This window comes from Algoriphagus yeomjeoni (assembly GCF_049821175.1).
In the GTDB taxonomy this organism is placed as follows: Bacteria; Bacteroidota; Bacteroidia; order Cytophagales; family Cyclobacteriaceae; genus Algoriphagus; species Algoriphagus yeomjeoni_A.
Genome location: NZ_CP187512.1, coordinates 2,309,457 through 2,322,211, shown reverse-complemented (window position 1 = coordinate 2,322,211; position 12,755 = coordinate 2,309,457). Strand labels below are relative to the sequence as shown.

The 12,755-nt window shown below is 39.6% G+C and carries 10 protein-coding genes; all 10 read right to left on the bottom strand.

Annotation, left to right across the window (positions count from 1 at the left end; all coding sequences use genetic code 11):
- Nucleotides 1-107 precede the first annotated feature (107 nt).
- The 10 genes from ruvA to ACPUEN_RS09160 all read right to left on the bottom strand — a co-directional run bounded on the left by ruvA (nucleotide 108) and on the right by ACPUEN_RS09160 (nucleotide 12,753).
- Nucleotides 108-704: a Holliday junction branch migration protein RuvA gene (gene ruvA, locus ACPUEN_RS09205; protein ID WP_425639937.1), complete on the bottom strand. Its 597-nt coding sequence runs from the start codon at nucleotides 702-704 to the stop codon at nucleotides 108-110.
- Nucleotides 701-2,971: an NADP-dependent malic enzyme gene (locus tag ACPUEN_RS09200; protein WP_111611678.1), complete on the bottom strand. Its 2,271-nt coding sequence runs from the start codon at nucleotides 2,969-2,971 to the stop codon at nucleotides 701-703. Before ACPUEN_RS09200 ends, ruvA begins: the two co-directional genes overlap by 4 nt.
- A gap of 22 nt (nucleotides 2,972-2,993) precedes the next feature.
- Nucleotides 2,994-4,091: a DUF4837 family protein gene (locus tag ACPUEN_RS09195; RefSeq protein ID WP_425639935.1), complete on the bottom strand. Its 1,098-nt coding sequence runs from the start codon at nucleotides 4,089-4,091 to the stop codon at nucleotides 2,994-2,996.
- Nucleotides 4,092-4,213: 122 nt separating this feature from the next.
- A complete protein-coding gene (locus ACPUEN_RS09190; RefSeq protein WP_425639933.1) occupies nucleotides 4,214-5,602 on the bottom strand; it encodes a LysM peptidoglycan-binding domain-containing protein in 1,389 nt (462 codons plus the stop codon).
- Nucleotides 5,603-5,615: 13 nt separating this feature from the next.
- Nucleotides 5,616-7,043 (bottom strand): Asp-tRNA(Asn)/Glu-tRNA(Gln) amidotransferase subunit GatA, encoded by a 1,428-nt coding sequence (gatA, locus tag ACPUEN_RS09185; protein WP_425639931.1) that lies wholly within the window; start codon nucleotides 7,041-7,043, stop codon nucleotides 5,616-5,618.
- Nucleotides 7,044-7,061: 18 nt separating this feature from the next.
- Nucleotides 7,062-7,262: a Sec-independent protein translocase subunit TatA/TatB gene (locus tag ACPUEN_RS09180; protein WP_086501145.1), complete on the bottom strand. Its 201-nt coding sequence runs from the start codon at nucleotides 7,260-7,262 to the stop codon at nucleotides 7,062-7,064.
- Between the two features lie 112 nt (nucleotides 7,263-7,374).
- On the bottom strand, nucleotides 7,375-8,622 hold the full coding sequence (locus tag ACPUEN_RS09175) for a murein hydrolase activator EnvC family protein (RefSeq protein WP_425639929.1): 1,248 nt from the start codon (nucleotides 8,620-8,622) through the stop codon (nucleotides 7,375-7,377).
- Between the two features lie 5 nt (nucleotides 8,623-8,627).
- Complete coding sequence (locus tag ACPUEN_RS09170; RefSeq protein ID WP_425639927.1) at nucleotides 8,628-9,368, bottom strand: DUF4292 domain-containing protein; 741 nt, start codon at nucleotides 9,366-9,368, stop codon at nucleotides 8,628-8,630.
- Nucleotides 9,361-11,088, bottom strand: a complete 1,728-nt coding sequence (locus ACPUEN_RS09165; RefSeq protein ID WP_425639925.1) for a tetratricopeptide repeat protein — start codon at nucleotides 11,086-11,088, stop codon at nucleotides 9,361-9,363. Before ACPUEN_RS09165 ends, ACPUEN_RS09170 begins: the two co-directional genes overlap by 8 nt.
- A 159-nt stretch (nucleotides 11,089-11,247) precedes the next feature.
- Nucleotides 11,248-12,753, bottom strand: a complete 1,506-nt coding sequence (locus ACPUEN_RS09160; RefSeq protein WP_425639923.1) for a polysaccharide biosynthesis C-terminal domain-containing protein — start codon at nucleotides 12,751-12,753, stop codon at nucleotides 11,248-11,250.
- Nucleotides 12,754-12,755: the final 2 nt, after the last annotated feature.

Sequence of the window (12,755 nt, the reverse complement as noted above, 5' to 3'; positions counted from 1 at the left end):
GAATAGGCGAGTAATAGACCAAATAGGATGAATAATTCAGGCCAACTACCGAGAAACCTCCTCCCGTAAAAAGTTAGTACACTCAAAAAGGTCAATACAACTTAATATTATGATGTCTTTAAAGATGCTTTAATTAAATCTTCTAACGAAATTTCTCCAGTGGTTTTTTTCAGTACAGCGGCTATATTTTTTTCTGCTGCAGCTTTTGGAAAACCAAGCTTAATAAGTGCTTGTAACGCTTCTTCGCGGATTTTATTGCTTGATTTCAAAAATCCTAGTGGTGAAGTGGAAGCTTCAGAACCACCTTTACCTACTTTGTCTTTAAGCTCTAAAATTATACGTTGTGCGGTTTTTGCACCTATTCCTTTGACATGCTGGATGGTAGCTACATCGCCAGCCAAAATTGCCTGCTCTATTTCTGCAGAGCTTAACGAAGAAAGAATCATAAGGCCTGTGCTAGGACCTACTCCATTAATAGAAAGTAATAATAAAAATAGACGCTTTTCATCCTCCTTCTTGAACCCAAAAAGTGTGTGAGCATCTTCTTTAATATGAAGAAATGTGAGGAGCTTAATCTGCTCCTCATCCTTGATTTCTGTATAGGTTTGAAGGGATATTTTTACATGATATCCTATCCCATTCACATCGATAATGACATAAGTGGGATCTTTGTAAACCAGTTTTCCGCTTAGATAATCGATCATAAGTTGCTATTGGATTGAGCATCGACTACTGCCACAGCTACCATGTTTACGATTTCCCTGATGGAACTTCCTAGCTGTAGAATATGAACCGGCTTATTCATTCCTAGCAAAATAGGTCCAATAGCCTCGGAGTTTCCAAGTTCAGCTAGCAGCTTATAAGCGATGTTACCTGAACTCAAATCTGGGAATATCAGTGTGTTTGCTCTCTTGTTAATGAGTTTGGAAAATGGATACATTTCACGTTGGATATCTTCATTAATCGCAACGTTTGCCTGCATTTCTCCTTCAATCACCAAATCCGGATATTTTTTCTGAGCTATTGCTGTAGCTCTTGCCATTTTTTCTGGAATTTCTCCTTTAGCTGAGCCAAAGTTGGAATATGAAAGTACAGCGATTCTAGGTTCCATATTGAAAAATCTCACAGCATCCGCTGTTAAACCTATTATTTCCACTAATTCTTCTGCCGTTGGGTTGAGGTTAACTGTAGCGTCAGCAAAGAAATACGGCCCTTTTGGAGTATTCATTATATACATACCTGCCACCCGGTTTACACCTGGTTTTACACCGATAGTCTGCAGAGATGGCAAGATGGTTTTTGGATAGTCTCGCGTAAGACCAGAGATAAAAGCATCTGCCGCTCCAGATTCTACCATCAAGGCACCAAAGTAATTTCTTTGAGTAACTAGTCTTGCTGCATCTCCTACGGTCATTCCCTTTCTATTACGCTTTTGCAATAGCATATCAGCGAATCTCGCCAGCATCTCCTTTTCCTCCAAAGGATCTATAATGGTGACATTGGTCAGATCTAAGGAGTTATCTGCTATTAGAGATAAGATTTTTTCTTTATTGCCAAGGAGTATAGGTTCTCCAATTTTCTCATCGCGGATGATCTGAGCGGCTTTGAGTATTTTTCTATTATCTGCTTCCGCAAATACTACACGCTTAGGATCTTTTTTGGCTCTGGCGATGACCACAGACATCAATCTTTGGTCAATTCCAATGCGCTCCTGAAGCTCAAGCTCATAAGCATCCCAATCTTTAATCGGGTATTTAGCAACACCAGTTTCCATAGCCGCTTTAGCGACAGCAGGAGCAATCGTAGTAATCAATCGCGGATCCAGTGGCTTAGGAATAAGGTATAATCGTCCAAAACCTAGTTTGTCCTCACCATATGCTTTGTTTACAATATCTGGAACAGGTTCTTTGGCTAGTTTTGCGATTGCATGAGCTGCAGCCAATTTCATGGCTTCATTGATCGCTGTGGCTCTCACGTCCAATGCTCCTCTAAAAATGTAAGGAAAACCTAGGACGTTATTCACTTGGTTTGGATGATCAGAACGTCCCGTTGCCATGATTAGATCTGGACGTGTAGCCACTGCTAAGTCATAGGAAATTTCAGGATCAGGGTTTGCCAAAGCGAAAACGATCGGATTTGGTGCCATTAATTTTAACTGATCTTGCGAAACAATATTCCCCGCAGAAAGACCTAAGAATACATCCGCATCTTTCAATGCATCAGTAAGTGTATACAAGTCTCTATCTGTGGCAAATTCTCTTCTAATCTCATCCAGATCGGTTCTATCTGATCTCAAGATTCCGACGATGTCACATAGAACAATGTTCTCCTTTTTTATACCTAGAGAAATATAGAACCGAGTACAGGAAATTGCCGCAGCTCCTGCACCGTTTACTACTAATTTGATTTTTGAGATATCCTTCTCAACAATTTCAAGGGCATTAAGTAATGCTGCTCCTGAAATAATTGCTGTGCCATGCTGGTCGTCATGCATGACCGGGATTTTCATTTCCCGCTTAAGTTCAGTTTCTATTTCAAAGCATTCGGGTGCTTTGATGTCTTCCAGATTAATTCCTCCAAAAGTTGGTTCAAGTGACTTGATTATTTGGATTAGCTTTTTTGGATCCTTTTCATTGATCTCAATATCGAAAACATCTATTCCTGCAAATTTCTTGAAAAGAACTCCTTTTCCCTCCATTACTGGTTTTGATGCTTCAGGACCTATATCTCCAAGCCCGAGAACTGCAGTTCCGTTGGAAATAACACCCACCAAATTGCCCTTGGCGGTGTATTTATAAACGTTTTCAACATCCGCTTCTATTTCTTTGCAGGGTTCTGCAACACCCGGTGAATAGGCCAGTGCAAGATCCATCTGACTAGAAAGCGGCTTGGTGGGATTTACTTCGATTTTGCCAGGCGAGCCTTGCGTATGATAATTTAGTGCGTCTTCCTTGCGGATTTTGATTGCCATAAAAGCTAGTCTAATTTGGGTTTTAGGCCCCCTGGTCCTCCTTCCAACTCACATCAGTGTTCAGAAGAATGGTCTCTATTTCTCTGAGGGCATCTCTGTGTATTTCATTTGGATAAAATACGAACCCTTCAATGTAATAAAGTTTTCCTTTTTTCTGATCAATCATGAGGTAACCAAGATAGGATCCACCCATGCTTATGTTGTTGGTTTTCCAGGCGCCTCTTATTTCTGTGGTAAAATTATCATTAATCACCATGTTTCTGAAAGCAGGCGGGATTTGTTTTTCAGATACTACATAGGAAGTTGTATCTTCTGGGTCACCAAAAATATGTTCTTTCGTGATTGAGTCTCTGAGTTTGAGGATGTTTGCAGGGAAAGTTTGTTCTTCTGAGGTATACTCTGTCTCATAGAAAAATAAACTTATATCCGCTCGATTTCCACTAGGTGTAATTTGTCGTACCCACAAAAAGTCATCTTCTGACTTGGCAACTTGATAGGATGCTGGGACATTGATCTCAATTCCAAGATTCTCTCTCGCTTCTACTGCGGCCGCAGAATTTTTCCTAGCTAGGATGATTTTTTCTAATCTGCCTCTTTCTCTTACCTCAAACAGGTTTTGAAGTCGACTTCCATTTTTCTTTAGATTCTCTACAAGTTGTTCTTCTGTATTGCCAAACAAGTAAAGTACTTCCTGTCCGATTGCATATTCATCTTCCATTCTTAAGGAATAGATTTCAGGATCATTCATTGCCTTTTCCTTGGATTCCTTTGAGAATTGTGCATTAATTGCCTGACTGGCAGACCCTTTGTCGTCAAAAGTTGTAACGTAAATTAGGTTTGTGGACATTTTGAGCATACGAGTCATGGCTCTAGGATCCACCGTGTTCACTTTGAACTTTGCTTCGGAGCGGATCATTCCCGGGATATCAGATTCGAAGATTTCTTTTAGCTGATCACCAACTGGTCCTGCCCACTTAACAGAGTCTATTACTAGGATGATTTCCCCTATGGAGCCTCTTGCTTTTGGCTTTGAACTGTCTGCGCCTGTTCCGTCGGATTCACAGGACGTAAACACAATACCCATAACTAGGGCTTTGAAAATGGATGAAAAGGTTTTCATTTTTGGTCGTTTGATTCTTGGATAGGGTAAATTAATGACATCAGAACATTTATCCTTATTTAGGACTTAATATTGCCATTACTTAAAAAAAATTAACAAACTAGAGCAAAATCTGGTCGGAATTAGCCAATAATTAGCTTCTGACCAGGCTTAATATTATTTGAATTCAAGTTGTTCAAACGCTTAATTTGTTCCACGGTGAGGCCTTCATGTTTTCTGGAAATAATCCAAAGAGAATCTCCCGGTTGAACTATATAAGTGGTTTGTCCTGAGGCATTTGTTTGCGTAGTAGCAATATTTCCGGACATCCCAGAATTTATTCTCAAAGTCTGCCCAACTCGAATAAGGTTTGAAGATAAATTATTCCAGGATTTTATTTGAGTCACAGTAACACCATGACGCTGCGCGATTGAACCTAAGACATCTCCAGACCTAACTCTATAAACAGTACTATTTTGCTTGATTTCTTGAACTAGAGCTTCTACAGATTGAACTTGGACATTAGATGCAAGTAGGATAGTGGGAGCATTATTAAGCGAATCATTTAACCATGCAAGGTTTTCTTTGATATAAGGGGCTTTGGTTCGAGGAATTCGAAGAGCCATGCTCTTATTACTTTCAGGTAATCTTGTGTTTTTTATGGCCGGATTTAGCGTCTTCAAATCTGATACACAAAGATTTGTTAACTCAGCTAATTTGTCTAAACTCAACGCTCTGTCAAAACGAATTTTCTCATATTCAACCACATAGGTAGGGTCTTCTGGAAAGAAATTATGTTCTTCTAGGTGATTTAAGATATAGAGCATTGCTTGAACCTGAGGAACGTAGCTCCGGGTTTCACGAGGCAAATAATTATAAATACCCCAAAAAGTTTTCTTGCCTCCAGATCTACGGATTGCTTTTCTCACGTTGCCAGGCCCACAATTGTAAGCTGCCATTGCTACTTCCCAGTCGCCAAACATTCGATAAAGTGACTTCAAATATTTGGCAGCTGCTTCGGTAGAAAGCTCCGGATCCATTCTATCATCTACCTCGCTGTTAGTATTCATTCCATACATTCTACCTGTCGCTGGCATAAACTGCCAAAGCCCCATTGCGCCTACACGAGATTTGATTTGAGGATCAAGCCCAGATTCTATAATTGATAAATATTTGATCTCAAGCGGCATGTCATGTTTGGTCATCATTTCATCAAACATTGGGAAAAACAGCTCTTTTCGTGCCAAGACCATTTTGGTATAGTCTCTATTTCTTACTGTAAAATACTGTATGAATGAAAAAATGCGATCGTTGAGTTCAAAGGACATTTCATGGTCCATTGCTTTCACGCGCCTATCGATATCGTCATAGGTGAAATCTGGAATGTACTCGTAATGGTAATTAGGAAGGACTTCCTCATCTAGTAGGGGAGCGGCAGCTATAGACTCATCATCCTGAGAAAAGGCTTTGGACAGTGGGATCAAACATGTGATGAGCGCAAGTGTGAAAATTCTGAACAAAGATTTTTTCATTGGGATATTGGGTTTATGATGTTAATTCGGTCAAGTAGTTACTGAAAGCGTAAAGTTCTGCCTCTTTGAAAGAGTTACAAATCACTTGTAAACCTATCGGCATTCCATTCTCATCTTTCCCATTAGGAAGAGAGATAGACGGGACTCCAGAAACTGAAGCTTGTACTGTAAACAGATCTTCCAGATACATCGCTACCGGATCGCCACTATGCTCACCAAACTTAAACGCTGTGGATGGAGTAGTCGGCATAATAATATAGTCAAATTCATTTAAAAGATTCTCTGTAAAATCTTTTATTAATCTTCTGACTTTCTGCGCTTTGGTGAAATATGCATCATAATAACTTGCGCTTAGTACAAATGTACCCAGCATAATTCTTCGTTTTACTTCTTCCCCGAATCCCTCACTTCTAGTCAGCTTATACATGCTTTCTAGGTTATGTGAATTTGGAGTTCGGTATCCATATTTCACGCCATCAAATCTTGATAAATTGGAGCTTGCCTCTGCAGTAGTAAGAATATAATAAGTTGGGAGGATAAAATCAAGTAATGGGAACTCTACTTTTTCTACTTGATGGCCTTCAAATTTCAATTTATCCAATACTGCTAATGTGTTGGCTTTGATTTCTGACTGAAGAGCAGGAGATTCGATTGTCTCTTTTAGATAGGCTACTTTTGCCTTTTTATCAAAATGCAAAAGTTGGCTATAGGGCAAAACAGATTTTCTTGATGAAGTGCTATCGTAATCATCATGGCCAGCCATTATTTCCATGACCAACGCATTGTCTTTCACAGTTCTGGAAAAAACGCCTATGCAGTCAAATGAAGAAGCATAAGCAATCAAACCCCAGCGAGAAACCCTCGAATAAGTAGGTTTCATTCCGATCACCCCGGTGAATGCGGCTGGCTGTCTCACCGAGCCTCCCGTATCAGTCCCTAAAGAAACTGTACATAGGTTTGCCTGCACTGCCACGGCAGAACCCCCAGAAGATCCTCCGGGAACCCGTGATTCATCCGCAGCATTTAATACGTTGCCATGGGCTGAATTCTCATTTGAACTACCCATTCCGAATTCATCACAATTGAGCCGGCCAATTACAATAGCATCCTCGTCGAGCAATCGTTGGACGGCTGTGGTGGTGAATTGGGATTCGAAACCTTTAAGGATTTTGGAAGATGCGTTGGATTCGTGACCTGCGTAGCAAAGAACATCTTTAATACCGATAACCATTCCGGCAAGTTTACCGGCATTTCCATTCGCCAGTTTTTCATTGATGAGATCTGCTTGTTCTAAAGCAGATTGCTCATAAACTTCGACGAAGGCGTTTAGATGCGCCTTCGTCTGAATGTTTTTAAGATAATATTGGACTATCGCACGACAGTCTGTTTCCTTCTTTTCGAGCGATTTTTTTATTTCGTCGAATGAGATGAATTTTTCCAATTTTCTTGGCTTAAGAGATTACTTTTTCTTGTCGTCTTTCAGACCTTCCTCTAAGTCGTTCTGAATGTCCTTGGTAGCATCTTTAAATTCTCTGATACCACGGCCAAGGCCACGAGCCAATTCAGGTATTCTTTTAGCACCAAACAATAGAAGGACGACCAATACGATCAATATGATCGAGCCACCGCCCATGTTTTGAATGAAACCTAATGTAGTCATGATGGTGTGTGTTTAAGGGTAAATGTGGATACAAAGATATAACTGTGATCCGCTTACACAAAGTTCAGCGGGAAAGCAGTCCATCTTTTTTATGAATATACGCAATTCTCTGCTACTTGGATGTTAGCCATGCAGAAGGATTCATTACAGATAGACCTTTCCAAGTTTGAAAATGTACTTCTGCTTCTCCGTCAGCACCTAAGGCAACTTGACCAATTACGTCTTTTGCGCTTACAGTTTGACCGGATTTTACAGTAATGGTTTTCAACTTACTATACATGGTATAATATTCTCCATGTTTGATGATTACCGTTCCACCAAATCCAGGCATGGTGGTGATTTTAGTTACTGTGCCATCAAAAACAGCTCTTACGTTAGAATTGGGCTGAGTACGGATATCTATCCCATCACTTTCCATCGTAATCCCTTTAAGAGTAGGGTGTGGGTAGGTACCATATCCCTGAGATACAAAACCTGTTTCCACTGGCCAAGGAAGTCTACCTTGATTACCTGCAAATGATTTCGATAATGCAGCAACTTCCGGTGTCATCGGCATACTACTTCCAGTTGATTTGGTGGCTGTGCTATTTTCTTTTTTAGCAGCTGCTTCAGCTCGGCGAATCTCATCCTCGATCACCTGCTTGATCATTTTATTGAGCTGATCCTGTTGTTTCTTAGTCGCGGTTATCTGTTTTTTTATCTCTTGTTCTTTAGAAGTGAGCGTATTGACAAGGCCTTGTTGGGTTCGCTTCATTTTGTCAAGCTCTGCTCGTTCTTTTTGCTCTTCGGCAAGCACTTTTTCTTTTTCAGCTTTTTTATTGTCCAATAGGGCGCGTTGATCAATGAGTTCTAAGCTTAATTTCTCAATTTGGGCTGCTTGTTGTTTTCGGCTATCGGTGTATTGTTTCAAATACATTAACCTAGAATAAAGCTGATTAAAATTGGCAGAGCTGAAGACAAAAGAAACTATAGAAAGACCTCTATTAAGCTTCGAAGCATTATAAATCATCCGACCGTATTCGGCTTTCAACTCCTTTAGCTGTACTTCTAAGCTTTGTATTTTATCCTCCGTTTCACTTATCTCCTGATTGATTAGCTTCACTTCTCGGTCAAGTGTATTAACAAGACGAGTTTGCGTTTGAAACTGTCTGGTTACAGCGTTTAGTTCACCTATGGAGTTTTTCTTGGTAGCAGTGGTTTGCTTTAGGATTTTATCAAATTCCAATAGTCTAGCCTGTACTTCAGCTTTCTGCTTTTCTAATTCTTCACGAGTTTTTTTTGTTTGGGCAGCTACGTCCACAGCTGTAAAAAACACGAATCCAATCAGAAGGCTAAATGGAATTAGAAATTTGCCAAACATGCAATTCAAAATTTGAAAGGGAAGCTAAGTGGGGCTGAATTAGGATCAACTGAAGTCCATTCCACATTGATGATGGTGTTTTGTCCACCTTCTGGCAGTTGATATGCAAGTTTATAGAGAACTTCAAATGGAAATGGCTTGGAGTCTATATCCTGAAAAGTGGAGTAGCTGGCAAGTAATGAGCCACGATCATCAAGTGAATTACTTACTAGTTCTGAGACTTTTCTATAATTGACATCGACTTTTGAAAAGTACCTTACTTTGTCCCTAACTTGGGTAAGCTCAAAAGATTTACCTACTCTCACAAGTCTGTCTTTGTAATCTACTTGGTGAGGAGGATTAGCAAAAAGCACATTTTGGAAAATATCCAATGATAATTTAAGTCCATAAACAGCCTCAAATTCGGTGAAGGTTAGATTGACATCCTCCTTTCCGATTCTGTCTTTGATCTGAATTTTATCCTGAGTGATGAGCCCTCTTACAGCCTCCATTCCCATTCCGGGAGAAATGACAAACCATAATACGGAATCCTTTTTAGCGCGAAGGTTTAAACTACCGCGAGTGATTTTACCTGACTCTTCCTCGATCACTACTTTGGCTTTAGCACTCATGTAGTTATAGTCAGTGTAAATAGGGGAGAAATCTTCCATTTTCCCATCTGCCTGATAGACTATCGTCTTTTTGGAGCAGGAGAAAAGAAGGCCGAGACCTATGACGAGCACAATTCCTGCAAAAAGTTTATTCATGGTATTTTCCTTCTTTAATTTTTTGTGAAAGTTTATCAGAGGCCTCAGGACTTCCTTCGGCTTTTTTCCAATAACTCAATGCTTCATTCTTTTTACCCAGGTGAAATAAAATATCTCCGTAATGTTCAAGCATGACCCCACTTGGTTGTGTTTCATGCATCATCGCTAAGTCCATATATTTCTTAGCTCCTTCGTAGTCTTCCATCTGAAAAAGAACCCAAGCATGTGTATCAAGGAAAGTGCCATTATCTGGAAATCTCCGAACAACTTTATCAGACATGGTTTTTGCCTTTTCCAAATTCTTCTTTTCCAGGGATAGGAAGTACGAATAATTGTTTAGGACTTGCTCGTCATTTGGGTTGAGCTCCAGTGCTTTATCAAAATTCCTGAAAGCTTCTTCTTTTTCTCCCAAGTTATAAAGAGAATTTCCCAGAGAACCGAAAGCAACTTGGTCTAGCTGAGGGTTTTTATTAGCGTTTAGTTCGATCGCTTTATTAAGAGAAACTACGGCTTCTTCATCATTCTTTTGTGCAGATTTTACTACACCATCATAGAACCAGAATTCTGGATTTTGAGGGAATTCATCCACACCTAACACTGTGAATTTTTCCAATTCCTTGAAATCTGCATCTTCACCAAAAGACCCTAAAATCACCTGCTCAAGTAAAGTAGCATTCTTCGGATTGATCAAAAGTGACTTTTTGAAGTATTCTATTCCTTCTTTAGTCTTTTGCTCAAGCATTCTCCGCTGACCCAAAGCAGCGTAGATATCCGCATTTTCAGGGCTGGATTTTGCCATTAAGCTTTCCAGGCTATCTAGGAGGGTTTCTCTTTCCTGGGTTTTGATTTCAGTTAAAATACTGGAAAAAGCTTTGGATTTGACTTCTGGATCAAGATCGGCGCTGGCGAAAGCAGAATACAGATATTGGTTCGATTTTTCTATTTCGCCCTTATCCTTTAAAAGCGTATGGGCTGCCATTTGCAATTCAGGCTGACTTGGGTACTTTTCTATCTCTTCAAAAACTAAATCCAATGCCTGATCTACCCTATTGTTATTGTATAAAATCTCAACCAGATTCATGACATAGGAAGGGTTTCCAGGTCGGGCTTCAACTAGTTTTTTACCTTCTTCTATTGCTTTGCTCAGGTTGTTTTTACTCAAATAGATCCGCTGCTTCTGAATAGTAATTGGCTCCATGATACCATAAAACTCTTCCGCCCGATCCAATACTATTAGTGCTTTATCTAACTCTTTCTCGTTCAGGTAAATAGATGCTAGATCTAAGTTGTATTGTTGATTGTTTTCTCCATCAGCAGTTAATCTTTCTAAGATTTCTGCAGCTTTAAGTGGTTGCTTTAGGTTAGTATAGATCTCAGCGACCATTAGAGAGTAATACTTGTTTTCGGGATCTAGTTCAGCAGCTCTAGTCGCATAAGGCATTGCTTTTTCTGCTTGATTCGCTTTAACTAGAATCTCTGCAATTTTATAATGAATAGCAGGAGCATCAGGTGAAAACTCCATAGCTTTCTGAAAGTAAAAAAATGCCTTTTCCAAATCATTAAGCACGAGGTTCTTTTCACCTTCGATGAAATAGCGGGTGCCTTGAGATTCATTCAATTGTGCCTTTCGCTCTTTTTTTGAAAGCTTTTCTTGCGAGAAACTTGCTGAGGAGCTGAAAGCAACAAGTAGAAATAGGAGGATTGTTGTTTTGAAATTCACAGTAAATACGGTCTGCAGCTTGAATTAACAAACATAATGCCTTTTATGCAATTAGAGTTTGTTTGTAAATAAGTATGGAATACTTAAAGCGATTTTTGGGTCGTTTGGTTTGCTAACGATAATTGCTACATAAATGATCCCAAACAATAAAATTAAATACTATGGTTTCTTACTTTTTGGTAAGTAGGACATTATCTGGTCTTTTTCCAGCAAGAAGATAAGCCCAATGTAAAGTAAGATCAGGCCGTTTTTCATAAAGAAATTCAATGCAGGAACGCCTAGATCTAAATAAAAGCCTAAATAACTTATTGCAAAAGAGACTAACAAATAAAAGGCGCCTTTTGCCGTCTGATAAGGGATGGGGTAATATTTTTGACCATAAAAATAGCATAATAGACACATCACAAAATAACAGGAAATAGTACTCAGCGCTCCACCCATGTATCCCCAGATTGGCACGAAAACGAAGATAATTGCAATGGTGATTATCGCTCCAACCAACGTGATCCAGAAACTGTATTTAGTCTGATCAGTGATTTTGAACCAAATAGAGAGGTTGAAATAGATGCCGAGAAGTAGGTAGCCCATTAATAGGGTTGGTACTATAAAAAGTCCTTCTTCATATCCGGGTTGTCTTAAAAAAAGTGGCCCCATCCATTCCAGATTTACGGAAATTGCAATCATTAACACAGTGCAAAACAGGATAAATGCATGCATCACTTTAGCATAGAGCAGTGGAGAGTTTTTGTCCTGTGCTTGTTTGAAGAAAAAAGGCTCTGCAGCATATTTAAAGGCCTGAATCACCAAATTCATCAAGATCGCCAGCTTAAAATTGGCGCCAAAAATTCCTCCAGCTTCCCGAGCGGATAGTCCTGCATAGAAATTGGGAGGAAGTACATATTCAAAGAGAAATCTGGAAAACAACTCATTTGTAACTCCTGCTAACCCCATAAAAAGCAGTGGGATGGAGTAAACCCACATAGGCTTAATGATCTTTCCATCCAGTTGGAATTTGAAAAATCCTGCTTTCCACCATACAAATGGGATAATCAACCCATTTGCAAGAAGGTTTGATAGTAAAATGTATTCCACTCCCCAATCTGATCTATAGCCAAGAAATCCTTCTGGAATGACCCCACCACCAATTAAATAAGGGAAGCCAACGATCAGAAGAAGGTTGAAGAAAATGTTAAGGAAGATGTTCAAAATCTTCGTGCCTGCGAAGATCAAGGCTTTGTTTTCTAAACGGAGCTTAGCAAAAGGAATAGCCAGAATCGCATCAAAAGACAAGATCAATGCTGTCCATCTGAATAAATAGGCCTGCCCCGGATAATCGAGCCATTCAGCTAACCAAGGAGCCAGTAGATACAGTCCCGTTCCTAAAAGGAGCGTACTCGTGATGAGCAAGGACTGGGTTGTATTATAAACTTTATTTGAGTCTAAATTTTTACCGGTTGCGAATCTAAAAAAAGTAGTCTCCATCCCATAGGTGAACACAATATTCATAAATCCTACCAGCGCATAGATACTCGTGAACGAACCCATAGCCTCTTTGCTGAGGTATTCGGTATACACGATAATCATCAAAAAATTAATTGATCGACCAAGAATACTACTCAGTCCATATACTGCGGTCTGTCCAGCTAGTTTTTTGAAATTACTCATTC